21 protein-coding genes, 1 tRNA gene and 1 pseudogene are annotated in these 25,848 nt (G+C 65.9%); 8 read left to right on the top strand and 15 right to left on the bottom strand.

All coding sequences use genetic code 11. The annotated features are described in order from the left end of the window. Nucleotides 1–383: 383 nt before the first annotated feature. Entirely contained in the window at nucleotides 384–944 is a 561-nt protein-coding gene (locus AB0B58_RS21100; protein WP_360225830.1) for a hypothetical protein, read from the bottom strand. A gap of 503 nt (nucleotides 945–1,447) precedes the next feature. Here AB0B58_RS21100 and AB0B58_RS21105 point away from each other — a divergent pair. Next, complete coding sequence (locus tag AB0B58_RS21105; RefSeq protein ID WP_360225833.1) at nucleotides 1,448–5,017, top strand: trypsin-like serine protease; 3,570 nt, start codon at nucleotides 1,448–1,450, stop codon at nucleotides 5,015–5,017. Between the two features lie 148 nt (nucleotides 5,018–5,165). Here AB0B58_RS21105 and AB0B58_RS21110 read toward each other — a convergent pair whose 3' ends face one another. Further along, entirely contained in the window at nucleotides 5,166–5,456 is a 291-nt protein-coding gene (locus AB0B58_RS21110) for a reverse transcriptase domain-containing protein (RefSeq protein WP_360225922.1), read from the bottom strand. A gap of 120 nt (nucleotides 5,457–5,576) precedes the next feature. Next, nucleotides 5,577–7,049: a site-specific integrase gene (locus AB0B58_RS21115; protein WP_360225836.1), complete on the bottom strand. Its 1,473-nt coding sequence runs from the start codon at nucleotides 7,047–7,049 to the stop codon at nucleotides 5,577–5,579. Nucleotides 7,050–7,166: 117 nt separating this feature from the next. Here AB0B58_RS21115 and AB0B58_RS21120 point away from each other — a divergent pair. Beyond that, nucleotides 7,167–7,230 (top strand) — tRNA-Ile (locus AB0B58_RS21120). A gap of 436 nt (nucleotides 7,231–7,666) precedes the next feature. Here the strand turns inward: AB0B58_RS21120 and AB0B58_RS21125 are convergent. The 8 genes from AB0B58_RS21125 to urtA form a co-directional block, all read right to left on the bottom strand. Beyond that, nucleotides 7,667–8,242, bottom strand: a complete 576-nt coding sequence (locus AB0B58_RS21125) for a TetR/AcrR family transcriptional regulator (RefSeq protein WP_360225839.1) — start codon at nucleotides 8,240–8,242, stop codon at nucleotides 7,667–7,669. A 76-nt stretch (nucleotides 8,243–8,318) separates the two neighbouring features. Then, a complete protein-coding gene (locus AB0B58_RS21130; protein WP_360225842.1) occupies nucleotides 8,319–8,885 on the bottom strand; it encodes a TetR/AcrR family transcriptional regulator in 567 nt (188 codons plus the stop codon). Further along, nucleotides 8,885–10,639 carry a hypothetical protein gene (locus AB0B58_RS21135; RefSeq protein WP_360225845.1) on the bottom strand — a complete coding sequence of 585 codons (1,755 nt, stop codon included), beginning with the start codon at nucleotides 10,637–10,639 and terminating at the stop codon, nucleotides 8,885–8,887. Before AB0B58_RS21135 ends, AB0B58_RS21130 begins: the two co-directional genes overlap by 1 nt. A 6-nt stretch (nucleotides 10,640–10,645) precedes the next feature. Further along, nucleotides 10,646–11,329: an ATP-binding cassette domain-containing protein gene (locus tag AB0B58_RS21140; RefSeq protein WP_360225848.1), complete on the bottom strand. Its 684-nt coding sequence runs from the start codon at nucleotides 11,327–11,329 to the stop codon at nucleotides 10,646–10,648. A 1-nt stretch (nucleotide 11,330) separates the two neighbouring features. Further along, nucleotides 11,331–12,134 (bottom strand): urea ABC transporter ATP-binding protein UrtD, encoded by an 804-nt coding sequence (gene urtD / locus AB0B58_RS21145; RefSeq protein WP_360225851.1) that lies wholly within the window; start codon nucleotides 12,132–12,134, stop codon nucleotides 11,331–11,333. After that, the gene (gene urtC, locus AB0B58_RS21150) at nucleotides 12,131–13,225 is read right to left on the bottom strand and encodes an urea ABC transporter permease subunit UrtC (protein WP_360225854.1); all 1,095 of its coding nucleotides are present in this window, start codon (nucleotides 13,223–13,225) and stop codon (nucleotides 12,131–12,133) included. The genes urtD and urtC overlap by 4 nt, the downstream gene beginning before the upstream one ends. After that, nucleotides 13,222–14,106, bottom strand: a complete 885-nt coding sequence (gene urtB / locus AB0B58_RS21155; RefSeq protein WP_360225857.1) for an urea ABC transporter permease subunit UrtB — start codon at nucleotides 14,104–14,106, stop codon at nucleotides 13,222–13,224. The genes urtC and urtB overlap by 4 nt, the downstream gene beginning before the upstream one ends. Nucleotides 14,107–14,220: 114 nt before the next feature. Next, on the bottom strand, nucleotides 14,221–15,519 hold the full coding sequence (urtA, locus tag AB0B58_RS21160; protein ID WP_360225860.1) for an urea ABC transporter substrate-binding protein: 1,299 nt from the start codon (nucleotides 15,517–15,519) through the stop codon (nucleotides 14,221–14,223). Between the two features lie 884 nt (nucleotides 15,520–16,403). Between urtA and AB0B58_RS21165 the strand changes: the two genes are divergently transcribed. From AB0B58_RS21165 to AB0B58_RS21175, 3 genes are read left to right on the top strand one after another with little or no spacing between them, the layout of a single operon-like run. Continuing rightward, on the top strand, nucleotides 16,404–17,543 hold the full coding sequence (locus AB0B58_RS21165) for a hypothetical protein (protein ID WP_360225863.1): 1,140 nt from the start codon (nucleotides 16,404–16,406) through the stop codon (nucleotides 17,541–17,543). 57 nt (nucleotides 17,544–17,600) lie between these two features. Then, the gene (locus AB0B58_RS21170) at nucleotides 17,601–18,302 is read left to right on the top strand and encodes a hypothetical protein (protein WP_360225866.1); all 702 of its coding nucleotides are present in this window, start codon (nucleotides 17,601–17,603) and stop codon (nucleotides 18,300–18,302) included. A gap of 52 nt (nucleotides 18,303–18,354) precedes the next feature. Next, nucleotides 18,355–18,738 carry a hypothetical protein gene (locus AB0B58_RS21175; RefSeq protein WP_360225869.1) on the top strand — a complete coding sequence of 128 codons (384 nt, stop codon included), beginning with the start codon at nucleotides 18,355–18,357 and terminating at the stop codon, nucleotides 18,736–18,738. 21 nt (nucleotides 18,739–18,759) lie between these two features. Here AB0B58_RS21175 and AB0B58_RS21180 read toward each other — a convergent pair whose 3' ends face one another. Beyond that, on the bottom strand, nucleotides 18,760–19,020 hold the full coding sequence (locus AB0B58_RS21180; protein WP_360225872.1) for a Txe/YoeB family addiction module toxin: 261 nt from the start codon (nucleotides 19,018–19,020) through the stop codon (nucleotides 18,760–18,762). Further along, the gene (locus AB0B58_RS21185) at nucleotides 19,017–19,274 is read right to left on the bottom strand and encodes a type II toxin-antitoxin system Phd/YefM family antitoxin (protein ID WP_285556111.1); all 258 of its coding nucleotides are present in this window, start codon (nucleotides 19,272–19,274) and stop codon (nucleotides 19,017–19,019) included. Before AB0B58_RS21185 ends, AB0B58_RS21180 begins: the two co-directional genes overlap by 4 nt. A 278-nt stretch (nucleotides 19,275–19,552) precedes the next feature. Between AB0B58_RS21185 and AB0B58_RS21190 the strand changes: the two are divergent. The 3 genes and pseudogenes from AB0B58_RS21190 (at nucleotide 19,553) to AB0B58_RS21200 (ending at nucleotide 22,627) form a co-directional block, all read left to right on the top strand. Beyond that, nucleotides 19,553–19,948 (top strand): annotated as a pseudogene (locus AB0B58_RS21190) (type II toxin-antitoxin system RelE/ParE family toxin). Next, nucleotides 19,945–20,259, top strand: coding sequence for a transcriptional regulator (locus AB0B58_RS21195; protein ID WP_106131576.1), 315 nt, complete (start codon nucleotides 19,945–19,947; stop codon nucleotides 20,257–20,259). Before AB0B58_RS21190 ends, AB0B58_RS21195 begins: the two are co-directional and overlap by 4 nt. Before the next feature lie 277 nt (nucleotides 20,260–20,536). Then, nucleotides 20,537–22,627 (top strand): helicase-associated domain-containing protein, encoded by a 2,091-nt coding sequence (locus AB0B58_RS21200; protein WP_360225877.1) that lies wholly within the window; start codon nucleotides 20,537–20,539, stop codon nucleotides 22,625–22,627. Nucleotides 22,628–22,881: 254 nt separating this feature from the next. Here AB0B58_RS21200 and AB0B58_RS21205 read toward each other — a convergent pair whose 3' ends face one another. Together AB0B58_RS21205 and AB0B58_RS21210 are read right to left on the bottom strand one after the other, a co-directional pair. After that, nucleotides 22,882–24,375 carry an ISL3 family transposase gene (locus AB0B58_RS21205; RefSeq protein ID WP_360225925.1) on the bottom strand — a complete coding sequence of 498 codons (1,494 nt, stop codon included), beginning with the start codon at nucleotides 24,373–24,375 and terminating at the stop codon, nucleotides 22,882–22,884. Between the two features lie 126 nt (nucleotides 24,376–24,501). Beyond that, the gene (locus AB0B58_RS21210) at nucleotides 24,502–25,803 is read right to left on the bottom strand and encodes an IS256 family transposase (protein ID WP_360225880.1); all 1,302 of its coding nucleotides are present in this window, start codon (nucleotides 25,801–25,803) and stop codon (nucleotides 24,502–24,504) included. Nucleotides 25,804–25,848 lie beyond the last annotated feature (45 nt).

Consider the following 25,848-nt stretch of genomic DNA (forward strand, 5'->3'; position numbering starts at 1 on the left):
GCCCTGGATCTCGAGCTGTTCTTCGAAACCTGCTCACGTTCGTCTGCGCTGATCAGTAGCACGCTGATAGGGGCGGCGAACTACAACAGGGATGCGATCACGGTGAGGGCGACGATGAGGCGTCTTCCAGCCGATGTCGTCCGCATGTTCCCTCACTGTGTGACGCCGCGTCTTCCTGGCACGGCAGCGCGGGCGTGCCTTTCGATCGGCGCGGACGACCGGCGAGTTGAGCGTTCAGGAGATGCGCTGATCCGATATTGAGCCCCGCTTGAGGCCCACTTGCGCCGCGATGTCGCGAATCGGGCCTGCACCCGGCGCAAAGTGCCCTTATCGAACTCGCAAAAGGAGGGGCATGAGTATGGTGCGGTTCGAATATCGAGCGATCATTCTGCAATAGGAGCCGTGGTTACCGCACTAGGTCGAGATTTGGGTATATTGAGGACGGCCCGATCGCCTAGGGGGCGAGCTAGGTTAAGAGTGGCGGTTCGCGTCTCACCGATGAGTGTGCATAGCCCGCTGTAGGGGTTGCGCTGTTCCAGGATGATGATGAATACGGCCTTGGTGGACTCGACGGCCTCGGCGGAGTAGTCCGCGCCACAGGCTGCGGTCGCTGGAGCGGACGTACCTGCGAAGGTGACCTTCATCCGCGTTGTCCCAGGGTCGACGACGACTGAGTCGATGCTCTTGCCAGGGTAGGTGGGGGACGGGGCCCGGGAAGGCTTGGTGTCCGTGGGTGCCGGCGACTGGCTGGACTGACTCAGATTTTCGTCGTAGCGAGCCAAAATGGATTTGGCAATTTCTCGCTGCTCCGCCCAGCTTTCACCCTCGGCTAGTTCCTTGTTGCCAGCGGTCTCGTCGTCGGACTGACAGCCGGACAACAATGTCACGACTGCCACCAAAGTGGTGCACCATAGTTTCTTTGCCAAGGCAGCGGCCTCTCTCATCGTTCGATAGTCAACCTCAGGCAACGGCGGGGATCGCCTGCTGCATGCATGTGATCGGATTCTAGCCGACCTTCCGTTGACAAGAAGCTTAACGATCTTGGCGACCGCCATAGTTCCCTTTGACGAATAGGGGTCAGATCACATCGACGCCAGAATGTGTGTCCTCGCGGACCAATTTGTGAAAGCCGCGTGGCGGTCTTCCTGACCGTTTGTTCGGGTGGACCATCCTCAGCCGAAAGGCTCGATTGACTCAGTAGAAATCGGAATAAACGGACAATCCATGACAGAACCCTACGATGCACGCGCACCCGGCGGCAGTCAAGAAGACGTTACGCACAGTGTTCATGCCATACGGTTCTCCCCTTAATCCGAATCCGGGAAGGACTGAAGTGGGGTCTCGCACCAAGTTTCGCGGCCGTTTGTCGCAGGCACGGCTCGGCAGGAGCGGGCACTCGCCTGGCGCCTGGAACAGTCGGCTCGTACTGGCGCTGCCGGTGTCGCTGATGACTGCAGGATTGGCATGTTTGCAGGTTGTTCCGGCGGCTGCGGCCTTGCCGGTCGAACCTGCCGCGCTGGCGTGCGTCGCCACGCAGGCCACCGAGGCCGCCGCCACCGCCATGGCGGAGAACTGCGGAGATCGCGTGTTGATCGATGCGGCGACGTCGGAGACCTCGCAGTCGTGGGCGTTGCCGGACGGCCAGGTTCAGGTGGAGCTGAGCAGTGCTCCGGTCCGGGCGCGCAAGAACAACACGTGGGTGCCGGTCGACCTGCGGCTGGTACGTCAGCCGGACGGGTCCATCGCGCCGGTCGCGCACCCGGACGAGCTGCGGCTGTCCGGCGCGGTCGACGTCGCCGGCGTGCACGAGCTCGCCGTGCTCGGGTCCGGCAGCGACCAAGTGGCCATGGGCTTCGACGGGAAGCTTCCGGAGCCCGAGTTGACCGGGTCTAAGGCGACCTACCACAACGTCAAGCCGAACATCGACCTGGTCGTGGAGGCGACGCCCAAGGGTGTCGAGAGCTTCTACGTGGTCCGCAAGCGCACTGCGGCGGCGCAGGTCGCGAAGCTGACAATGCCGATCACCGGAGTCGACGCCACCTCCCATAAGCTGGACAAGGACGGCGCTCTGACGCTGCTCGACGCCAGCAACGAGGTAGTGGCGTCATCCCCTCAGCCGTTGATGTGGGATGCCCGCACCGACAAGGTGACCGGCGAGCCCGCCGTGCAGCGGCGCGTCGGGGTGACGGCCAAGCACCGCAACGCCACCCGCAAGACGGGTAAGCGGGCGCCGATCGAAGGCGCCGGGGTCGACCTGGCCCTCACTCCGGACATGGACTTCCTCACCGATCCGGACACCGTTTATCCGGTGACGATTGACCCCGTGGTCACCACGACAAACAACGACACCTACGACACCTGGGTCCGTGACGGTCTCACCACTGACCAGACCACCTCGACGTACCTGCAGATCGGAGCGTGGAGCGGCAAGGTCGCCCGGGCGTATCTGAACTGGAACACGTCGGCGTTCAAGGGCAAGCACATCTCGACCGCCTCGTTGAGCCTGTGGAATTCGGCCTCCAACACGTGCACCAATCAGATTTGGGAAGCCTGGACGATCATCGGTGGAGCGAACACCTCGACCCGGTGGACCAATCAGCCGGAATGGCGATACAAGGACGACGCCTCCTCGGCGACCAAGAGCGGCCTCAACGGCTGCATCGCTGGCGGCCGCGTCTACATGAACAACATGGCCGGCTTCTTCCAGCGATCCGCTGACGCCGGCATTGACGTCAGCCACATGGGCCTGCGTGCCAGCGACGAGTCCCATCCGGCCGCGGCGAAGAACTTCTACTCCGCCGACTACACCGACACCACCAAGTTGCCCCAGGTCACCGTCACCTACGACAACAAGCCCACCATCGGCGCCGTATCCACCACCCCGGCGACCACCTGCACCACCGGCAGCGGCCGGCCGCTCATCGCCACCACCACGCCCAGCCTCGGGGCTGTCGTGAGCGACGACAACAGCACCGTCGGCGCCAAGTTCGAATGGTGGTCCAAGGGCGTTCAGGTCGGCGAGCTCACCACCGCCACCACCTCGACCTCTGGATCCGTCGTGCGGGCCGCGATCCCCGCTAGCCAGGAGTTGACCGACGGCATGACCTATTCCTGGCGTGCCTACGGCCTCACCGCGGACGGCACAGTCTCCGCCGCCCCCAGCAACTGGTGCGAGTTCACCGTTGACGTCACTGGCGCGACCACTCCCAACCTCGCCAGGGCCTTTACCGAACCCGCGACATCGTTGATCCAGGACTCCACTGGCACCTGCGCCACCGGCGCTAGCCGTCCGTCGATCAACACCACCACACCGAAACTGTCGGCGTCTTACTACGACATCGATTCCACGACCGTCAGTATCACGTTCGAGTGGTGGACCCTTGCCGGCAGTTCGAGTATCAGCACCGTAACCTACTCGACTGCTGTGGAAGACACCGCCAGCGCCTTGGTGCCAGCTGGCCACATGACGAACGCCGCATCGTACAAGTGGCGTGTCAAGGCGTCCGACGGCATACGCGTTTCGCCGTGGTCACCGTGGTGCGAGTTCACCATCGATACGACAGCACCTTCGATCTCATCGGATACCTACGTCAGCAATTCGACTTCCGGATCTCCGGGATTGAGTGGAACCTTCACCTTCAGTCCCGCCGGCATGTCAAACGTTGCGTACTACAAGTACGGACTCGACGCCGCCCCTCCCGCAAACGTGGTGAACGCCGAATCCGCCCCCACGGGGCAGGCCCAGGTCTCCATCGCGCCAGCCACCGCAGGAAAACACACCCTTTATGTGCAGTCCGTGGACAGCAATGGAAACCCTTCGGGAATATCCGCGTATCCGTTTGCCGTAGCTCAGTCGGATACCACCGATGAAGAGTCGGCTGCAATGAAGGCACAAGAGAGGTTCATTCAGGCGGCCGACAAGATCTCGGACGTTGTCGACACTCAAAATCCGGCAGGGTACACCAGCATCGAACTCAGCGACAGCGCCGTGACTGTGTGGTGGAAGGGCGTGGTTCCGAGCAACGTCCAGCAAGCCATTGATGACGCGCGCACAATCGCGCCAGTCGTCGTCAACCAAGCCACCTACTCAGGTACTGAACTGAAGGCACGAGCAGACCAACTCTTCTCGGAGATGGAACGAGATGCTGCCACGAACATGCAAACCATCGAAATCCCCGTCGAAGGAAACAAGATCGTTGTAGGAACCAGCGACGGGGCCGCCCCGCGATCGTCCGCCTACCACATTGCATCATCCTCCAGCATTCCCATCGAAGTGATCGTGGCTAACCCACCGTCCCCCACGGCGGGATCCGGCCCCTCCACTCGATACAACGACGGATGGAATGGGACGAAACACAGTTCCTTCGCGGGCGGAGGTCGCATGTACGCCGACTGGAAAAACGATATCGTGCAGTGCACGACAGGCTTCGGTGTTACCAATGGCAACGAGGAGTTCATCCTCACCGCAGCGCACTGCGTATACCCCGGCCAGACATGGAAAAACGGCAACGGAAGCCGCACCATCGGCAAGGTATCGCATGAATGGTCGAAAATGGACCTGGCGTTGATCCGCACTGACGCCAACCGATTCATGTGGGATGGCGGCAGGGACGAATACACCGATGACCTTAAGTCATTCACAAAACCCGTCACCGGATGGAGGAAGGCGAAAGCGGGTCAACTCGTGTGCGTATCGGGATCCTTGAGCGAGAGAGCATCCTGCAATTGGAGGAACAGGCGGAACCTCCAAACCAGATACTGCACCCCGCCGAATAGGCCAGACACGTACAGTGGCAAGAAGGAATGCTACTCCGACCTCATCCTCGCGGAAAACAAGAAGAAGAGCACCGTAAAGGGGGATAGTGGCGGACCGGTTTTCACAACCGATGGCCCTACAGTTAAAGCCGTAGGAATCGTCAGTGGTGGCGGCTATGAAGAGGAAACGGGATACCACCTGATGTCTTATCAGGACTTCTACACCGCTAACGAGCACTGGAACATTCGACCCATCACCTGACCTTTAGATGCTTTGCTGACCCCTCTCCCCAGTCACCGCCGGGGAGGGGGGTCACATCAGTCTCGAAGATTCGCCGCAGTCGGCGGACAGAATCGGCGATCCTCATAACTGCAAGTTCATTGCGCAAAGGTCACGTGATTAAAGGCTCCTAACACGATCTCTGGTCAGTCCAGTTGATCAATCGGCGCCGGGCCGACCACGTCGCCGCTTCGCGGTCCTGCTGGCGGACCCACAGACGTTGCGCGGTCGCGCCGCATGCCGTCACGTGAATGACTTGGATAGCGTCCTGGCGGCTGCGCCCCGGCCGGAACCCGAAGCTCTTGGGTTCGAAACGGGCCTCCCATTCGGGTTCCAGTGCGTTACGGTGCCGCGCCTGCTGGACGCGGTCCGAGATGACGGGAATGCCGAGCGGTCGCTGTTTCCCATTGGCTTTCGGAATGTATACCCCGCTTGACCGCGAGCGGCATGAACGACTGTGCGGTGCGGTGTGTCTGTTCCGCCAGGTCCATGCGTGCCGGTGCTCCTCACCCCCTCCGTCCGACTAGCAAGCCCTTCGCGCCTACGCCGCCTGTGTGACAGGTTGACGAAACACCACCGAACGCCGGACATGTCGCCGGGCCAGCGATGCATGTGCCCGCACCGGGTCAGGTCGGTGCGGTCCCACCTCCGTGCGACGCGATGCATTCTTCTCAGCCCTCTCTCGCCTGCCGACCGCACTTGAGATCGCCTTCACTGCCGCTTCCTCTGCCTCTGGCATCAGGCCACCGTAGATCTCGCTGGTGGTCTGCAGATTGGCGTGGCCGAGGCGCCTCGATATTGCCAAAGGGGCAACGTTGGGATCCGCGAACAACCAAGATGCGTGCGTGTGCCGAAGGTCGTGTGGAGTGGGCCGAACGTGTAGCACATCGGCGCAGTCGCATGTTGATACCGCATCGCGCGCAGGTCCGCTGTGGCTGCGGCAACGGGTGAAGCCAGGCACGACCTTTGCTCCGCAGGGCTTGCCGTTGGACCTGCGTCCACCGAAGTCGGAGCAGAGTCCGGTCGCGCTGTCCATCGGCTTTCCCTCGGGTGCCGGGGGGTGTACTTTGCAACGCTGAGCGCGTGCTATAGCCGGAAGCCAGCGGCGATGGTAGAAGTTTCCATAGACGACATGTCCCCCTTTCGGAGCGGTGAGGATGAACGCGTCTTTCGAGCGTCCCGCGACGGCCTTTACTAGTTTTTGATACAGGCCGTAGCTAACTCCAACAGTGCGTCTCTGTCGTCCTTTGGTTGAGCCGAGGTACCAGCGATTGTTTTCGTCCTGCTTCCACGCGCGCCAGATACGAATGCGTGGCCCGCGGTTTTTGCTGGGAGCAACTAGATGCTGCACGCCCAGCGCGGTGCCTTCTGACCACCGACACCCGGTTTCGGCGAGGACTTCCACGACCAGCCGAGCATCTTTGTCAAATGCCTTCAATGTCAGCTGAAACTCTTCGGGAGTCAGATACACGCGGTGCTCGACGCCGGTATCGTCATCCGCGATCTGATCACGCACGAAGTCGGTGCCATCGCACGGGTTTTCCTCGAGTAGGTCTTCTTTGATCGCCGCTTCTAAAGCGCCGTGGAGCACGGAGTAGTACCGGGTCAAAGTTGCGTTGCTTAGTCCATCGGCTCGCAGATCATTTAGGAATTTGCCAATATCTGTTGGCATAATTTGGTCGACCAGAAGATCGCCAAGAGCGGGAAGGATCCGCAACTCCAACTGCCGGCCGTACCTGCGCCGCGTCCCCGGTGTGATGCGGGTCTTCGCCGGCAACCACCTTGCACACCACACCCGGAGGGTTGGAGCGGTGGATTCGTCCTGTCGTGGGTCCGAGCCCAATATTGCGGTCTCGACATCTTGCTTCGTGATCTTGCCGCCGAAGGCTTGCACGATCCCCAAGGCCTTCTTGGCAATGTCCTCTTCGGGCCAAGGCACGGTGTGCTGCTTCTGGCCGTTGAAGCGCCACACCACCCGCCAGCCGCTGTTCTTCGGCTCGATGCTTCCTGCCATGATCGCCAGCCTACCTGTCCCCCGGGGGACAGATCCGAAGCAAATCGGGGCTAAACGACGTCACTGCGCGTACAACATGCACCCAATGAACCGGCCCAAATGGGTGTATTACCTGCTGGGGATGGGGGTGTATGAGGGACTCATAATCCCTCGGTCGCGGGTTCGAGTCCCGCCCGCCCCACGAAAGATCTTGTACATTTTGGCGCAAGATCAACAATTGGCACGTTGCAGTCTCCGGTCGATCCGGGGGGTTATTGTCGAGATTCGCCCGATTTCGCGGAGATTTGATACCGGCGACCGCATCGGTAAGCGGTTCGGACAACACCCGCTCTCGGTGTGGTCCGCTGCTCGCACGTTGATGGACGACAGCCCAGCCTCCCGGATCGATGATCACAGCATTGGCGCCAGCCTCGGGATCCCCGGCCTCGTCGCTACAGCAGAGACGCTCGGCGCCGCCGGGATCCCCGTCCTCATCCAGGCTCTCCAAGCACGGGTGGCCGGCATGAACAGGCACCCAAGACCAGTTCCGCCCGAACTGTCCAGAACCGATCGAGAAACACCGGCCAACTAGACGTCTACGCTCGGAACCCGCCCGCGAGCTGGGCTTATGCGCCCCGCTACGGGGCGACGCGGTCGCGGATGCTGTCGAGCACCGCCTCCGCCGCCCACGCGGCGGCGTCGGCGATGTCTCGCCGGTCCATACCGAACTCGCGGCGGAACGTCACCCAGGTCCCGACGGAGTCGAGGTGCGACAGCGCCGCGATGACCGCCCTGCGCTGTGCCGCGTCGAGGGATGGCACCTCGGCATCCAGCAGCCGCTCGAGCTGCGCCCGGCCCGGCGACGGCGCCGCGCCGTTCACGCCGCGCATCGCCGTCTCGGCGACGACGTGTGCGAGCTCCGGCCGCGCGTCGTACCGCTGCATCGCGTCTCGGATCGCGAGGGGGATGTCGAAGATCGAGTCCGACTCCTCGCGGGCGAACAGCGTCGCCTCGATCCAGGCTGCGGTCGCCAGCAGCAGGTCGACGCGTGTGGGATAGTTGCGGAACACCGTGCGCTCGGCGATGCCGGCTCGGCGCGCGATGACCCGGTACGACACGTCGTCGCTGCCGAGCTCCTCGATCAGTTCGGTGTAGGCGGCGAGGATCGCCCGCTGCGTGCCGCTCAGCGCCGGGACTGCCGTCGACCCGGTCACGCCGCCTCCTCCGCTTCGCTCCCCCGGCGTCGTGACCTTTCGAGTCTGAGCTTCCTGGTTTCCTCGCTACGCTCGGTCACGGCTCCGCCCACGTCGCGTCGGGCAGCCTCGCGAGCACGGTGCCAACAGCGCGGTCGAACGCGTCGCAGATCTCGCCGGCATCCAGGTCGAAGCCCGCGCGCAGCCGAGCCCAGAACATCGCCGACGAGAAGTATCGCAGGGATGCCGCGACCCGCCGCCGGTCCCGTCGGTTGAGCGTCGGCGCCGCCACGTCGAGCATCGCCTCGATCGCACGCGTGATGTAGGCCGGCTCGGTGTCGAGTGTCGGCGAGATCGCGGACGCCCGCGCGCCGACGTACGCGTACGCGGGCGACGCGTCGAAGGCGCGGAAGCGCTCATGCACGGCGGCGCAGAAATCGGGCACGGTCACGAACGGCGGCAGCGGGAAGCAGGTCTGCTCGATCCAGTTCGAGAGTGCGGCGAGCAGGTGCGCGCGCGTGGGGTACTGGCGGTAGATCGTGCGCTCCGAGATGCCGACCTCGTCGGCGAGGACACGATAGGAGATGTCGTCGAACGTGCGCTCGCGCAGCAGCACCGCGGCGCTCGCGAGAATTGCGGTCGCGGTGTCGACCGACTCCTCCATCACGTCTCCCTCTTTCGGGCGGCCGCCCGGTGCGGGGGTCCGGTGACTTCCGGCGGGAGCACGTAGTGATCGGAATCGTCGAGCGTGAGCGCCAGCGACGAGACGTACTGCACTTCGCCGTGCGGTCCTCTCTCGGCCGAGGCCAGCATATCCGGCCGCTCGAAGGTGTACCCGGTGACATGGCAGCGGAGCCGCTCGCCCGAGGGGTTGCCGTTGTCGTCGAACCGGGGGGAGTCGATGCCGTCGGAGCGGCGGCGCAGGTAGTAGCGCCCCCGCGTGGCGAGAGCCATGGCCGGCGTGGCCACGACCGCGACGCCGATAGCGATGAGCACCGAGAACGGCTTGACGGCGGCGCCGAATACCCCGGCGAAGGCGAGCAGCGAAAGCGCCGAGGCGAGCCCTACCGACACGAGCCCGACGGGGTTCCAGTCGTGCAGCATGCCGCGGCGGAACTCGGGGAAACGCGGCGAGATGCGCAGCACCCACTTGTTGATCGCGATATCGGTGGCGATCGTCACGAGCCATGCCATGACGACGTTCGCGTAAAGGCTCAACACGAAGGAGATGAGGGTGAAGACGTCCAGCATCATGAGCACGTATGCGATCACGAGGTTGAACAGCACGAAGATCGTGCGGCCCGGGTAGTGCTTCGCCACCCGGGTGAAGACGTTCGACCACGCGAGCGAGCCCGAGTACGCGTTCGTCACGTTGATCTTCACCTGCGCGACCACGATGAGCACCAGGGCGAGAACGATGGCGAGCCAGTCTGGGAGGAGGGTCTGGTACATCACGACGAATTGCTTGACCGGTTCGGTCGCCTGGTTCCCGAGAGTGGGTTCGACCTTCACGAGGAGGTAGACGGCGAGAAACACCCCGATCACCTGCTTGGTGCCGCTGAAGATGACCCATCCCGGGCCGGCGAACGCGAACGACGTCCACCACGAGCGGGCGTTCGACGGCGTGCGCGGCGGCATGGCGCGGATGTAGTCGATCTGCTCCGCCAGCTGCGGGGTGAGGGCGAAGCACACCGCCGCACTCGAGACCACGGCGCCGAAGCTGATCGAGCCGTCGGAGTTGCCGGTGAACGACGTGAAGGCGGGTACCGCCTCGGGGTCGGAGACGACGATCCACAGCAACGGCAGCAGGGCGAGGGCGAGCCACAGGGGCGTGGTCCATGACTGCAGGCGCTCCAGTGCACGCATGCCGCGGACGACAATCGGGATCACGACGACTGTCGAGATGAGATAGCCGAGCCACAGCGGCATCCCCGTCGCCACCCGGAGACCCTGCGCCATGATGGCGCCTTCCAGAGCGAAGAAGATGCAGGTGAAGCCCGCGAAGATCACGGTCGTGATGATGGAGCCGTAGTAGCCGAATCCCGAGCCACGGGCGATGAGGTCGAGGTCCAGGTTGTAGCGGGCGGCGTAGTAGGCGACGGGCACGCCCACGATGACGATGATGACCGACGCGAGCACGATGCCGAGCATGGCATTGGCGGTGCCGTGGTCAATGCCGATGCTCGCGCCGATCGAGAAGTCGGCGAGGAACGCGATGGACCCGAGGGCGGTCGCTCCGACGGAGGCCGCGCTCCAGCGCCGGAAGGTGCGCGGCACATAGCGGAAGGCGTAGTCCTCCAGGCTGTCCTCTGCGGCCGCGCGCGCGTTGTCCGTCGACACAGTGGCATCCCCTAAGGCACCTTGCGTTGGGGCATCGTCGCTGTCCAGTGTTACGACGGCATTGCGGGCGTGGGTCATGCCGGCTCAGATCGCCATGGCGGCTCGCACGGTGGAGGTGGCTGCCTTGCCACCCTCTCCGGTCTGTGTGACGTGGCCCGAGGCGAGTACGACGTAGCGCTCGGCGGCCTCGAGGGCGAAGCCGATGTGCTGCTCGACGAGCAGCACGTTGATGCCCTCCTCGGCCAGCTGCATGATGGTCTGCTCGATCTCGGCGACGATCGTGGGCTGGATGCCCTCGGTCGGCTCGTCGAGGATGAGCAGCTTCGGCTCGGTGATGAGGGCGCGGGCGATCGCGAGCTGCTGGCGCTGCCCGCCGGAGAGCAGGCCCGCCTTCCGGGCGGCGAACTGCTCCAGTGCGGGGAAGCGAGCCAGCTGCGCGTCGATGAGGGTCTTGCCGCCGCGGCGCCCGTCGGCGACGAGCTGCAGATTCTCCAGCGTCGTCAGCTGGCCGAACGACTGCTGACCCTGCGGCACGTACGCCATGCCGCGAGCAACGCGCTGGTTGGGAGCGAGCGACGTGATGTCCTCGCGGTCGAACACCACGCGGCCCTTCGACGGCTTGATGAGGCCGATCGCGAGACGCAGCAGGGTCGACTTGCCGGCGCCGTTGTGGCCGAGCACGGCCACAACCTTGCCGGACGGCACCGTCACGCCGTGTAGCACCCGCGTGCGCCCGTAACCGGCCTCGATGTCGGTGAGCTCCAGCATGTCAGTCCTCCTCCCACTTCTGCGTCCCGGCCGCCGGTTCGGGCACGACCGACATGGCGGCCGTGGTGGGGGCGCCCGCGGTGCCGAGGTAGACCTCCTGCACCTTGGGATCGGCCTGAACCTCGGCCACCGTGCCCTGCGAGAGCACCCTGCCCTGATGCAGCACTGTCACGCGCGTGGCGAAGCGGCGCATGAAGTCCATGTCGTGCTCGACCACGAGCACGATCCGCTTTGCCGCGATGCGCTGAAGAAGCTCGCCGGTCGCGGTGCGCTCGTCCTGGCTCATGCCGGCCACGGGCTCGTCGAGCAGCAGCACCTTCGCGTCCTGCACGAGCAGCATCGCGATCTCCAGCCACTGCTTCTGGCCGTGCGACAGGATGCCGGCCGGCGTGGCGAGCTCGCCGGCGAGTCCGGTCTCCTCCAGCGTCTGCTCGATCGACGCGTCGGTGCCCCGCCGGGCCCGCAGCAGCGAGGCCGAGGGACGGTGGCGTCCGGCGGCGATGTCGAGGTTCTGCAACACGGTGAGCTCGTCGAAGACGCTCGCGGTCTGGAACGTGCGGCCGACCCCGAGGCGGACGATCTTGTGCACTGGCCTGCCGAGCAGCTCTTTCTCGCCGAGTCTCGCCGACCCGGTGGCCCCGGTCAGCCCCGTGATGGCGTCGATGCACGTGGTCTTGCCGGCGCCGTTCGGGCCGATGAGGAACCGGACCTCGCCGGGGTACGCGTCGAAGGAGACGCCGCCGACCGCGACGAAGCCCGAGAACTCGACGTGCAGGTCCGTGACAACAAGCGAAGCGTCGGTCATGACCTCACCTCTTCGAGCTCTGCGGCAACGATCGCCGGGGCGGGCTGTCGGTCGGGGCTCGGGCGCGCTGCGGTGAATCTGGCCGACAGCGACGACAGCCCGTTCGGCAGGAAGAGGATCACGACGATGAACAGCAGACCGAGGATGTAGGTCCAGCCGTCGGGCCAGGTCGAGCCGAGGCTCGACTGCCCCCATCCGACCGCTATCGCGCCGAGCGCGGGGCCGAAGAGCGATGCACGGCCGCCGAAGGCTACGCCCGCGATCATGAGGATCGAGGCGGCGGCGCCGATCTCGGCCGGAGTGATGATGCCGACGATGGGCACGAACATCGCTCCGCCGATGCTTGCCATCAGCGCGGAGACGACGAAGGCGACGAGCTTGACGTTGGCCGGGTCGTAGCCGAGGAAGCGCACACGCTCCTCGGCGTCCCGGGTGGCGACAAGGAGCTCACCGAAGCGGCTGCGGTAGAGCTGCCACACCGCGAGCAGGCACACGATGAGAAGCGCGGCCGCGATGAGATACACCATGTGCTTGTTCGCCGGGTCGTTCAGTACGAAGCCGAAGAAGTACTTGAAGTCGCTGAGCCCGGTGTCGCCCCCGGTCTCGCGGATCGTGGAGCTGATCAGGGTGGCCAGCGCGACGGCGAGCGCCTGCGTCAGGATCGCGAAATACGCGCCCTTCACGCGGCGCTTGAACAGCGCGTAGCCGAGGCTGCCGGCCAGGAGCACTGGGAGCAGCACGATCGCCAGCAGGGTGAACCCTGCGCTGCGGAACGGCTCCCAGAACACCGGAAGCGGCGCGAGCGGGTCGTAGAGCACCATGAACCCCGGGATCCGGTCGCCGGCGGTCTCCAGCGTGAGGTGCATGGCCATCGAGTAGGCGCCGAGGGCGAAGAACACCCCCTGCCCCATCACGAGCATCCCGCCTCGGCCCCACGCCAGGCCGATGCCGACGGCGGCGATGGCCCAGCAGCAGTACTTGCCGAGGTTGTTGAGCCAGTGGTCGGTGAGCACAAGGGGAGCGACCGCGAGGAGCAGGACGGCGAACACGCCGATGCCGCTGAGGGAGATCCATGGCTTCAACTTGGTCATACCAGACTCCTGGTTCGCACCGTGAACAGGCCCTGCGGGCGGAGCTGCAGGAAGACGATCACGAGGATGAAGGCGAGCACCTGCGCCAAGCTGCCGGTCGTCCAGTAGGCGAAGTACGAGAGAGCGACGCCCACCGTCCACGCGGCGACGATGGTGCCCTTGAGCTGGCCGATGCCACCGGCGGCGACGACGAGGAAAGCCGCGATGATGTACTGCACGCCCATCTGGGAGTTCGTGCCGCCGATGAGCGAGGCGGCCACGCCGGCGACCCCGGCCAGACCCGACCCGGCGAAGAAGGTGAGGCGGTCGACGGTGCGTGTGGAGATCCCCGAGGTCTCGGCGAGGTCCCGGTTGTGCACTGTCGCCCGGATGCGGCGGCCGAACGAGGTGTACTTGAGCCAGGCTGCCAGTGCGGCGACGCAGACGGCCGCGAGCAGGATGGTGAACAGCTGCCGAAGGGGCCATTCGTAGCCGAGGATGTTCAGCTGCCCGTCGAGCCAGCCGGGCTTCTCCACCGGGACGCCCTGGGACGGGAAGATCTGCAGTGCCGCCTGCTGCAGGATCAGGCTGACACCGACCGTGACGAGCAGGGTGTCGAGGGGCCGGCGGTACATCCACTGGATGACGGTGACCTCCAGCAGGAGGCCGAACAGGCCCGCGACGACGAACGCGACCGGCAGCGCGACCGGGATCGACAGGTCGCTGTAGGCGATGACCTGCTGGACGAGGTAGGCGGTGAAGGCGCCGATCATGAGGAACTCGCCGTGGGCCATATTGATCACGCCCATCTGGCCGAAGGTGAGCGAGAGGCCCAGCGCGGCGAGCAGGAGCAGCGCACCTTGTGCGCTGCCGTTCAGCAGCGGTGCTATCAGTGCGTCCACGTGCTCTCGCTCTCTATGGCGGGGGAGGGGCTTGCCTGATGTTCGCGGTCCGGGTGCGCGGGGTTGCATGCCGCAGGCGACACGCAACCCCGCGTCCGCGTGGGGGTCGGGCGATCAGCCCGCTGCGTCCACGAGCTGCTTGCGGATGTCGGCCGGGAACCAGTCGTAGCCCTCGAGGTACGGGTCGGGCTCGATGAACTTGTCGGAGGCCCAGGCGATGTCGAACTGGTTGTTGGAGTTGATCTGGCCGATGTGGCCCGGCTTCGAGATGTGGTGGTTGTCGCCGTCGAGCGTGACCTTGCCCTCCGGCGCGTCGAACGTGATGGGGTTCTTCTTCGCTGCGGCGTTCACCGCGTCGACGTCGAACGAGCCGGCCGCCTCGACGAGGGCCTTGTACAGGTACAGCGAGATGTAGGCGGCCTCCATCGGGTCGGAGGTGACACCGCTGCTGTTGGGGTAGGCCTTCCAGCTCTCGATGAACTTCGGGTTGGTGTCGGTCTTGAGCGACTGGAAGTAGTTCCAGGACGCGTAGTGGCCGGTGACCTCGTGGCCCATCGCCGGCGCCTCCTCCTCGGCGATCGACACCGAGATGATCGGCGTCGTCTTGGCGGTGAGGCCGGCGTCGTAGTACGCCTTGATGAAGCCGACGTTCGACGAGCCGTTGATGGTGTTGAAGATGAAGTCGGGCTTGGCCGCCACGATCTTCGCCACCTGGCTGGTCCAATCGTCCTTGTCGAGGGGTACGTATTCCTCCCCGACGATCTGGATGCCGAGCTTGGCCGCATACAGCTTGATGATCGCGTTCGCGGTGCGCGGGAAGACGTAGTCGCTGCCGGCGAGGAACAGCTTCTTCACCCCCCGGCCGGCGAGGAAGTCCATCGCCGGGATGATCTGCTGGTTGGTCGTCGCCCCGGTGTAGTAGATGTTCGGCGACGACTCGAGGCCCTCGTACTGCACCGGGTAGAAGAAGAGGCCGTTGTGCTTCTCGACGACCGGCTTGACGGCCTTGCGAGAGGACGAGGTCCAGCCGCCGAAGATCGCGGCGACGCAGTCCTGGGTGAGCAGCTTCTCGGTCTTCTCCGCGAAGGTGGGCCAGTCGGTAGCGCCGTCTTCCTGGACGTACGCGATCTTCTTGCCGAGGATGCCGCCGCCGTTGTTGATCTCGTCGGCGGCCATGTGCAGCACGTTGGAGACGGTCTTCTCAGAGATCGCCATGCCGCCGGTGAGGGAGTTGAGGAAGCCGAGCTTGATGGTGTCGCCGGAGGTGTCGACGCAGCTGGGTGCCGCTGACGTCCCGCTGCCGGCCGTTTCGTCGCCGGCTCGGGCGCCACAGCCGGCGAGTACGAGGACCACGGTCGTCCCGATGGCGCCCATAGCCGTAAGCGTGCGCAGCCGCTTGCTGGTGGTGGACATATATGAGAACTCCGTTCCTGGTGAAGGGGGCGTGACGCCGGGGTCGCGGCACGGCGGATCGTGCGGATGTAGATGTCCAGGGCGAGCCGCCGGCGTCCCGAGCTCCCCGCCCCGTGCCGCCAGCAAGGTTCAGCCGGCTGCTGCAGGTGAGAGCAGATTGGCCCAAAGTCATTACTCTGACATTTCTTGAATGTTCCAACTCTGTAGCTACCGGACTGGTCGAAGTGTGAGAGCCCTGGAAATACGCCGATCTTCGTGGAGAGGCGATGTCAAAGTTCTGCCACCCTCCCGGCGGGGGCGACGAACATGGCAGACTTCTGACATTCGGCAGGAGGGCGAAAGCCTCCCGCCAGGCCACCACGAGCGCAACGGCGGAACGTCACGGCTCCCTGGGGCGCCAGGCAGTGTGGCGCAGGCTCAGGCCGTTGTTGCGCGATCGGCCTCGGCGAGGCGGCCCGCTGCCGGCGTCCGGCATGGCGGCAACGTCCACGACGCGGCCACCGGGTTCATGGCGGCCACTCGACCCGGCCATAGAGCATCCAGCTCGATGTGGCGCGAACAGCCCGCCATGCTCGGCCTGACGCCGAGACGGAGGCCAGCTGATCAGCTCGACGCCCGCGACCGAGCTGTTCGTACCGGTAACGGGTCACTGGCGACCGTCAGCACAGATTTCGCATTCTGATGCCGCAGGCCCACTTCATGCCTGGCCTGCGTGTTCATGCTGTCGAATGTGGCATTGCGCGAACCTCAGGTCGCTCGAGCCTGGAGACAGGCTCGATGTGGTACACGGGTACATGCCCAAGAGTCGTGGTCGTCCCGCGGGACGAGGTAAGCCGAGGCGCCCGCAGCGCCCGGTGCATGAGTTGCGGTTGTCGGATCGGCTAATGCGTGACGCGATGACGATCGTGTCCGAGGACAGTGCGCTTGAGGTCGAGCGGTGGGCCAGTGGCTGGCTCGGCGCGGCATGGTCGGCCGCGGGGCTCGGCGAGCGCGAGCCGGAGAAGATCTTCCATCTGGAGGTCGCGGGGCGGGCCTCGACCCGGCAGTCGCCGCACGGGCTGGCCGCGGTGGCGGCGCTGCGCCGTGTCGCCGCCCCGGGAGAGTTGCCGCTGCTGGACGGCACCCTGGAGATCCTGTCGGAGATCCAGCCGACGCCGCCATGGTTCGAGGTACCTGCCATCGAGCCGGTTCGGGCGTGGCGGGCGGTGGATGTCTGGGACAGCGAGCACGTGCTGTTCGTTGAATTCGCCGGGCAGAGGCCGCACACGTTGATGGCGCAGATCTCCCTCGCCGGCGGTGTGCTGGTGGACAAGCTAGCTGTGCTGCAGCCTGAGGCCGCGGAGACCTGGGATCGGCTGCGTGAGCCCGGCGAGGTGCCGATGCCGGCCGTCGAGTGCCCGGTCGAGGTCGTGCTGGCGGAACTGGCGGATGCGCTGCGGAGCACGGACATGACGTGGCCCCGTCACGATGACGAGGATTTCCTCGACTTACGGGCACTGGCCTGGGCGCGGTGCCGGCCGTACCTGCCGGACTTCCGTGACTGGCAGCCGATGGGCGATGAGGAACGGGAACGGCTGCTGGACGGGTTCGCGCCGGCGGACGACACGGTCGCCAGGTCGCTAGCCGACATGTTCCTGGACTACGGCGACGGCTACATGACCAGTGGCCCGCTGTGCTGGAGCCCGGGGCAGGTCGGCTTGTTCCTGGCCGACTGGCTACCGCGCAAGGCGGCGCTGGACGCCGAGCAGCGTGCCGCGCTGCCGGAGGTGTTGCGACGCTGGATCCGGTACGCCCTAGAACGCCGTGCGGTCAATCTGGAGTGGATCGGCCCGGTGGTCGAGGCTGTCGACACGTTCCTTCCGGCGTTCGAGGAGGCGTTCGACGACACGGCGGCGTGGGGTCCGGCCAAGCAGATCGCCGTGGAGTTGGCGGCCCGTGGTGTCGGTCTCTCCGACTCGGAAGCCGTCGAGGACGCGATGCGGGGACTCAACGCCGAACGCCTCGCTCGACATCTGACCGACTGATCACCCAAACGAGGCACCCCGTGACGATCTGACTCTGGCAGCTCATAGGTTGGTGGCATGTCGACGTCTGATGTCGCGCTGCTACGACGGGCTGGTGACCTCAAGGGCGAGCTGGTGGCGTTTTCTCAGCAGCCACGCTACGACCGGGCTGCGTCGAGTTTTCTGGCCGAGTACGGCAGCGGCAGGGAAGACGCCGATGAGCAGCGGTGGATGCTGCTCTGGGACTGTTTCGTGCTGGAGCACCGGCTGGCGAACGGCCGGACGGTGGTGGAGCAGTTCGTGAAGGCCCGGCCGGACCTGCCGGAGGTCGAACGCGAGATGGTGCTCGGCTGGCGCGATGTGGTGCAGGGACCGTTCGAGGTGAAGGGGCAGGACGGGCCCGCGCTCCTGGTGGAGAGCCTGATCGACGACTTGACCTATCGGGTCCGATCGAACATGGGCCCGGCCGTGTTCAAGCAGATGCCGCGCCGCTCGTTCATCATCGCCCGGCTGGTCGCGGTCGGTGACGAGTGGATGCTGAGCGGGCCGGTACAGATCCTGCGCGGGAGCGAGCGGGGCATCGCCTATCAGCTCGCGCTGGACATGTCGTTGCGCACGCCGGAGGCGGTGTTCCGAAACCCGGACAAGATTGCACTGGCATGGGAACACCAGCGTGCTGACCGGGCACGGTTCGTCGAGTTCTTCGGCACCGATCTGCTGGTGGGTCCCGGGGGAACAGACACAGGAGCGGCTCGACGGCTACTACACGTACTGCCGTGATGCGGTTCTCGGGCCGGACCCGAAGGACGTCCCTCCTGCGGGGTCGATGTCGTTGCCGACGGACCTGACCGATGCGGAAACGGTGGCACTGATCTACGACGAGACGGACGGACTCGGCTTCTACGCGGAGTTCGGCCTCGTGGAGGAAGCGTACAGGAACCCCGACCTGCTGCGACGCCGCCGGTGGCGAGAGCAGGCACTGTTCTATCTCGAGGACGACAGCGTGGAGCCCATGGTCCTGCACCGGCTGGCGGCGAAGGATCCCGAGAAGGCGAGTGTCGTGTTCCGGCGGCTGCTGAAACGGCCACGCTTCGACTGGGGCCGGGACGGCGAGGCGCTGATGCGCGAGGTCAAGCCGGGCTATTACGACCGGCCGCCGCGCCCGCGGGTGAGCCCGCTCAGCGAGCGCTTGGCAGAGTTCGCCAAACGCCGCTGAGCAGCAACGATAGGGCTGGCGTTACTCGTAGTGGTACCGGCAGGAGATGATGGTGATCTCGTTGGGCTCGACGGCGTACACCATGCGGTGTTCGTCGTCGATGCGCCGTGACCGGAGTCCTGCGAGGTTGTTTCGGAGGATCTCCGGTTTTCCGATGCCCTGGCCTTCGGGGTCACGTTTGATGTCGGCGATCAGCGTGTTGATGCGCTTGAGGGTTTTACGATCCTGGGTCTGCCGGTACAGGTAGTCGTCCCAGGCGTGATCGGTCCAGCTGAGCTTCACTCCTCGGGCCCGAAATCACGCTCGGTGGCTCGGCCGGCTCGCCACTGCTCGACGCTCTCGACGAGACGTTTGGCGTTGGCAGGAGATCGGAGCAGGTAGTTGGTCTCCATGATCGAGTCCCAGTCCTCCTTGCTCACCAGGACGGCGTTACCACGCTTCGAGACGATCTCGATCGGGGTATGGTCCTCATTGACGCGCTCGATGAGCGGGAAGAGGGACTTGCGTGCCTCGCTGGCACTGATCGCTGAAGTCAACGATGCCTCCCAAAGTTGTACCGGATACGGTACCACTCTGATGGTGGCGGTGCATCGCTTCTCACACCCGTTCGGGGCCGCCAACGGCGGCCCGAATGCGACTACCGGGCTACGTGAGCTGGTCAAACGTCCCGGTAGTGGGCCGCCGGGGATGGCGATGGTGTGGTTCGCATGGTGCAACGTGCGGCCCACAACTCGTTGACCTGCAACTCCGTGTAGGCCAACTGATGCATTGCGCAAATCGCATGTCGGTGTTTAGTCCGAGCTATAGTCAGGTCATGCCTGAGGGTTCACCGCGTCGATGGTCGATCAAGACCACGGGTGACGTGCGGGAATGGCTGCGATCATTACGGCAGTCCGACCCAGACGTCTACCGTTCGGTGAACGTCGCCATCGACATGCTCGCCGAGTTCGGGCCAGGTCTGGGACGCCCGCTGGTCGACACGTTGTAGGGATCGAGCATCGGCAACCTCAAGGAGCTGCGGCCGAGGTCGGGCCGGGACGTCGCGATCCGGGTGTTGTTCGTGTTCGACCCTTGGTCGCAGGCGGTGCTGCTGGTGGCTGGGAACAAGGCCGGCGATTGGGCTCGGTGGTACCGGACGGCGATTCCGATCGCCGAGACAGCGTACGAGGGTTGGCTCGCTGCGGAGAGAAAGCGGAGGGAGAGCTCATGAGCGAGTTCCACGATTGGGAGGACCTCCGTGCGGAGCTGCACGACGGGGACGACGAAGCCATCGAGCGGGAGCGGGCCCGGACCGAGGCCTGGGTCAGTGCGTTTCATCTGGCCGAGGAGCGCAAGCGCCTGGGGTTGACGCAAAAGCAGGTGGCTGAGCTCATGGGTGTCTCGCCGGGGCGGGTGAGCCAGATCGAGAACGGCGACCTCGATGTCAACGAGGTGGCGACGCTGAGCCGGTACGCACGGGCGCTGGGTGCCCGGATGCGGATTATCTTCGACTACGGCAGCGACCTTCGGCAGATCGCCTGAAGCAGGGTCGGGCCGAGCATGGGGCGTTCACGACCGAAAGTTCGCGGCTGTACGGCGGAGAGGCTGCGGCAGACGCGGAAGCTTTCGACGTCTCCGGGCCGGCCGCGGCGTGAGCATTCCGTATGTGTACGACGCCCGGTAGCTGGCTCGATGGCAGGCGTGGGGCAGGGCCGACACTATCCGGCGCGAGGCGTCTGCACCGGGATTCATGCGACACAATACCTCGTTCGAGGTCCGGAACGTCGGTCACGGTCCCGCCAGTCCGTAGGTTGGCGGCGTGTCCTCTCACACCACGCTTGCCGCCCACCTTCGTACGCTGACTGAAGACCAGCTCGCTGGCCTCGTTGCGACGCGGCGTGACGCGACCATCGAACCTGTTCCCAAGACCGTCGACAAGCTCGCCGAACGTCTGCTGCATCCCTCGTCGATGGCGGCGGCCTGCGCGTTGCTTGCCCTGCCGCAGTTGCAGGTGGGCGAGGCTGCTGCCGCACTGGGTGACGGCTGCACCACGGTCCGGCTCGCAGGGCTGTTGGGCGTACCGGAAGATGATGCGGACCTGGCAGAGGCGCTGCGGCGGCTCACGGCACTCGTTCTCGTCTGGCCGAGGGCCGGCGGCCTTGCCGCAGCTCACCTGAGCGAGATGTGGCCGCATCCGCTGGAACTCGGGGCAGGTGCCGCTGACCTTCTCGTCACGCGGAACATGACCGAGTTGCGAAAGCTGGCGAAGCTGTACGGCATTTCCGCCACGGGGCGAGGCAAAGACGAGTTGATCACGGCGCTCGCCGGTTGGCTGGCCGAGCCGGAGAATGTGCGTCGGCTCGTGGCCGAGACGCCTGCCGAGGTCCGCGGTCAGCTCGACGACCTGGCGCGGCAGTTGGACTCTCTCTTCGGCCGGCCGGGGGTGATGTTCGGCTCGCCCGGGATGGTGCTGCCATGGGCTGTTGAGCGTGGGCTCCTTGTTCGTTCGATGTGGAACGTCAACGAGATGCCACGTGAGGTCGCTCTTGCCCTGCGTGAGGACTTCAGGGCTCCGTTTCGGCCGCGGCCGCCGGTGTTGCCGCTCGAGCCGATCGATCCGGCGATCGTGGAGCGGGAGGCGGCGGCCGCCGCGACGGAGACTCTCGCGGCGGTCACCGCGGTGGTCGAAGCGATGAGCGCGGGCCCGGTCCCGCTGCTCAAGACGGGTGGCCTCGGTGTGCGTGAGTTGCGCCGACTCGCGAAGGCATCCGGTCAGGACGAGGACCGTACCCGCCTGACCGTCGAACTGCTCGCGGCAGGCGGGTTGGCTGAGGCATCACAGGCCGGCCTCACACCGTCGACGGCCTACGACGAGTTCGCGGGCGCCGAGCCCGCCGACCAGTTGCTCGACGTCATCAATGACTGGCTGACCATGCCCGCCTCTCCGCTCGCGCCGCCCGATCCGACCGGGCCCTCCGCCCGCGTCCTGTACTGGGACGAGGAGGAGGAACTGATCCTGACCGGCCTGCGCGCCCTCACCATGCGTACTCTCCTCGGCGTCGTTCCGGAAGGACAATCCATCGATCCCGGCGCCCTTGCGGCACGACTGAGCTGGGAGAGCCCCGTCCTGACCGACCACAGCGACGATGACCTGGAGCGATACGTCACAGGGATCTGGCGGGAAGCGCACCGGCTGGCTCTGCTCGCCCATGGCACGGTGACCGCGCTCGGCCGTGCCCTGTTCCACGGTGGCCATGACACCGCCCGCGGGCACGCCGAAACGATGCTGCCCCGGTCCCGCGACTCCGTCGTGTTGCAGAACGACCTCACCGCGGTGGTGACCGGCACCCCATCTGCGGGTCTTCTCGCCCTGCTCGACGGCATCGCCACACCGGAATCTCGCAGCGGGGCCTGGACCTGGCGCTTCTCTCCGGCAAGTGTCCGCGCCGCCCTCGATGCCGGGTACGGCCCGGAGGACCTGATCGCTCGTCTCACCGAGGCGGCCGAGGGCGGCCGTGTGCCGCAGACCCTGACCTATCTCATCGAGGACGTAGCCCGCCGGCACGGCCGGGTCCAGGTGCGTCCTGCCGGTTGCTGTCTTTGCAGCAACGACGAGACCCTGCTGACCGAGATCCTCAACACCCGCTCACTGCGGGCCCTGGCCCTGGTCCGACTCGCCCCGACCGTACTGGTCAGCGCCAAGCCACAGGCCGACACCCTCGCCGCGCTGCGCGCGGCGGGGTATGCGCCCTCGGGCGTCCGTGCTGATGGCAGCCCGGTGATCGAGGTTCCGCAACGTCGCCGCGCCGCACCGCCGCCGCCACCCCAAGCCGATACGGGCGAGGTGTTTCGTATGCCTGCACTCGGAGATCCGGCGACGATGGCACGAAAGTTGCTCGGCCACCGCTGACTCCGGCCACGTGACGACCGCCGATATCACCCGTCATGGCGCGTCCGTGTAGCCCGTGAGCTGGTCAAATGCCCCAGCAATGGGTGGCCGGGAATGACGACGGTGTGGTTCGCATGGTGCAACGTCTGGCCCACGTTGATCTTGCATGCGAACCACTGCCCGGTGGTTCGCTGCCGTCGGCTGCTGGTGGGGTGCGGGAGGGGGAGTGTCAAGAAAACGGCTCTGGCGCAGAAACGGTGGTCGCCGTGCTTGATCTATGTGAGCAGGATTCGCTGGCGCAGGAGAGCGAAGCCGGCGCGGCCGTACATCTGCCGTTTCAGCAGCTTGACCTTGGTATTCGCGCCTTCGGTCGGGCCGTTGCTGTAGGGCAGGGTCAGCCCGGCCACGACCGCGGTCTCGTCCATGCGCAGGCCGTGGACGAAGCCGTGCAGTGCGGGTAGATCGTCGGTGTCCACGGTCGTCATCCAGGCGTCGAGGTCCTCGCCGCGCCGTTCGGTGAGCAGGCCGGCGAACTCGCCGACCCGGCGGGCCAGCACGGTCAGGTGGGGGCAGGCGGCGAGCAGGTCCTGCAGGTGGCTGCGGTGGTGTTCGGGCAGATTCTCGGACCTGGTCATCAGCCAGGAGACCAACCGGCGCGGCGCAGGTGGGGTGCGCTCGGCCTCGGCGCGGCCCTGGTTGAGGTAGCGCACCAGCAGGTTCGCGCTGCCGGTGTAGCCCTGCTCGCGGATCTCGGCCAGCAGCCGCGTCACTGGGACCTGCGGATCGTCGGCACGTCGACGGCGTAGGTGGTCCCGGAACGCATCGACCAGCGCCTCGCGGTAGCGCGGTGGGCGTTGTAGCTGCTCGGCGGTGGTGGCGCGGGCGTAGCGCTTGACGGTGTTCAACGCCCAGCCCAGCCGGCGGGCGCACTCCAGCAGTCCGACGCCCTGCTCAAGCAGGGTGTGCACCGCCGCGTGGCGTTCGCGGGTGCGTTCGTCGATCGGCCGGTCCGGGGTGGGGCCGTGATGCCAGCAGCCGCTGTGCGCAGCCACGGTCTTCTCGACCGCCTTGGCCAGGTTGGCCCACAGATGCCAGCGGTCGCTGACCTGCACCGCCTGCGGTGCGCCGTCGCGGATCGCTTCAGCATACGAGGCCGAGCCGTCACGGCAGACCACCTGCACCTGGGGGTGTTCCCTCAGCCAGGCGGCCAGGGTGGCGGCCTGACGGTCGGGCAGCACGTCGATGCGGCGGTGGGTGACCGCGTCGATGATCAGGGTCGCGTACCGGCGGCCCCGGCGCAGCGCGAAGTCGTCCACGCTGATCACCGCCGGCACCGATTCGGTCGAAGTGGGCCTGGCCATCAGTACCCGCAGGACCGTCGAGCGTGAGATCCGCGTGCCCAGTCGGGCCAGCACGGCCGCCCCGCCCCGCCCGGCCAGCACCACCGCCAGGTCACCGATCAGCCCGGTCAGTTGCCAGGTCCGCCGCGCCCACCGAGATGTCAGGCCGGGCACCTGCTCACGGAACGTGCGGCGCGGGCACGCCGCGCTCGGGCAACGCAGCCGACGAACCCGCAGATCGATGACCACGCCGCGGCCGCCGGCCGGTAGATCCGCCAGCCGTCGACGGTGATAGGCATGCACCCGCTCGGCCAACTCGCCGCAGTCCGGACACGCCACCGCCGTCGCAGACGTCCGGGCGTGCACCCGTACGGCCCAGCCCTGATCGGTCACCTCCTCGATGACCAGCGAAGACAGCTGAGGGAACAAGGTCTTGATCAAGCTGTGGTCACACCGGCATCAGCCTGCCGCACCACACCAGACCACATAGGACCGACTCCGCCACCGTTTCTGCGCCAGAGCCAAGAAAACGGTGTAACTCGATCTTGTTGAGGGTCAGTTTCGGCCTGCGGTGAGGCGTCCTTCGAAGGCCAGGTCGAAGGCGTTGAGGGCAGGTTTCCAGCGGATGGTCCACCGGCGCCGGCCGGCCCCGGTCGGGTCCAGGGCCATCACGGCGAGGTAGACGCATTTCAGTGCGGCTTGCTCGTTCGGGATATGTCCGCGGGCTCGCACGGCCCGGCGGATCCGGGCGTTCACGCTCTCGATCGCGTTGGTCGAGCAGACGACCTTGCGGATCTCGGCGTCGAAGGCCAGGAACGGCACGAACTCGGCCCAAGCGTTCTCCCAGAGCCGGACGATCGCCGGATACTTCTCGCCCCAGGTCTCGGCGAACTCCAGGAACCGCTGCTCGGCAGCCTCTTCGGTGGGTGCGGTGTAGACCGGCCTCAACGCCTTGGCGATCGCGTCCCAGTGCTGGCGGCCGGCGTACTTGAACGAGTTACGCAGCAGGTGCACCACACAGGTCTGGACCACCGTCTTCGGCCAGACGGTGTTGATAGCGTCGGGCAGGCCGGTCAGCCCGTCACAGACGGCCATCAGCACATCCTCGACACCGCGGTTCTTGAGCTCGGTGCACACCTGGAACCAGAACTTGGCGCCCTCGCCGCCGTCGCCGGCCCACAGCCCCAGGATGTCGCGGGTGCCCTCGACGGTCACTGCGAGAGCGACGTAGATCGGCCGGTTGGCGACCTTCCCATCGCGAATCTTGACGTTGATCGCGTCCAGGAACACCACCGGATACACCCTGTCGAGAGGCCGGTTCTGCCACTCGGCCATACCGTCCATCACCTTGTCGGTGATCGTGGAGATCGTCTGCCGCGAGACCTCGGCGCCATAGACTTCGGCCAGGTGAGCGCTGATCTCACCCGTGGTCAGGCCCTTCGCCGACAGCGACAGGACCATGTCCTCGACCCCGGTCAGCCGCCGCTGCCGCTTGCGCACGATCTGCGGCTCGAACGAGCCGTCCCGGTCGCGGGGCACGCTGATCTCGACCGGGCCGACGTCGGTCAGCACCGTCTTCGCCCTCGATCCGTTGCGGGAGTTCCCGCCGTCCTTACCGGCCGGATCGTGCTTCTCATAGCCGAGGTGGTCGGTGATCTCGCCGTCCATCGCGGCCTCGATCACCCGCTTCGTCAGGTGCTGCAGCAGGCCACCCTCGCCGGTCAACTGCAGGCCCGCGGCACGAGCCTGCTCGACCAGCCGACCGACCAGCTCGGCGTCCACGCCCTCCGGCGTGCTCGCCGGAGTCTTCTTCTTCGCCACCGCGGAAGTATCCACGGCGTCCGTCGTGACAGTCATCAGTGCGTCTCCTTGATCAGGAGTTACACCGTTGTTTTTACAGCG

It is taken from the genome of Actinoplanes sp. NPDC049118 (assembly GCF_040648555.1).
Taxonomy (GTDB): Bacteria; Actinomycetota; Actinomycetes; order Mycobacteriales; family Micromonosporaceae; genus Actinoplanes.

Bases quoted from the DNA above. Each gene is read 5' to 3' on its own strand.
- urtA (WP_360225860.1), bottom strand. From the start codon at position 15,519: ATGTCCACCACCAGCAAGCGGCTGCGCACGCTTACGGCTATGGGCGCC.
- AB0B58_RS21100 (WP_360225830.1), bottom strand. From the start codon at position 944: ATGAGAGAGGCCGCTGCCTTGGCAAAGAAACTATGGTGCACCACTTTG.
- AB0B58_RS21105 (WP_360225833.1), top strand. From the start codon at position 1,448: ATGACTGCAGGATTGGCATGTTTGCAGGTTGTTCCGGCGGCTGCGGCC.
- AB0B58_RS21135 (WP_360225845.1), bottom strand. From the start codon at position 10,639: ATGACCCACGCCCGCAATGCCGTCGTAACACTGGACAGCGACGATGCC.
- AB0B58_RS21130 (WP_360225842.1), bottom strand. From the start codon at position 8,885: ATGGAGGAGTCGGTCGACACCGCGACCGCAATTCTCGCGAGCGCCGCG.
- AB0B58_RS21140 (WP_360225848.1), bottom strand. From the start codon at position 11,329: ATGCTGGAGCTCACCGACATCGAGGCCGGTTACGGGCGCACGCGGGTG.
- AB0B58_RS21170 (WP_360225866.1), top strand. From the start codon at position 17,601: ATGTCGACGTCTGATGTCGCGCTGCTACGACGGGCTGGTGACCTCAAG.
- AB0B58_RS21115 (WP_360225836.1), bottom strand. From the start codon at position 7,049: ATGGCAGGAAGCATCGAGCCGAAGAACAGCGGCTGGCGGGTGGTGTGG.
- urtC (WP_360225854.1), bottom strand. From the start codon at position 13,225: ATGACCAAGTTGAAGCCATGGATCTCCCTCAGCGGCATCGGCGTGTTC.
- AB0B58_RS21195 (WP_106131576.1), top strand. From the start codon at position 19,945: ATGAGCGAGTTCCACGATTGGGAGGACCTCCGTGCGGAGCTGCACGAC.
- AB0B58_RS21210 (WP_360225880.1), bottom strand. From the start codon at position 25,803: ATGACTGTCACGACGGACGCCGTGGATACTTCCGCGGTGGCGAAGAAG.
- AB0B58_RS21165 (WP_360225863.1), top strand. From the start codon at position 16,404: ATGCGTGACGCGATGACGATCGTGTCCGAGGACAGTGCGCTTGAGGTC.
- urtD (WP_360225851.1), bottom strand. From the start codon at position 12,134: ATGACCGACGCTTCGCTTGTTGTCACGGACCTGCACGTCGAGTTCTCG.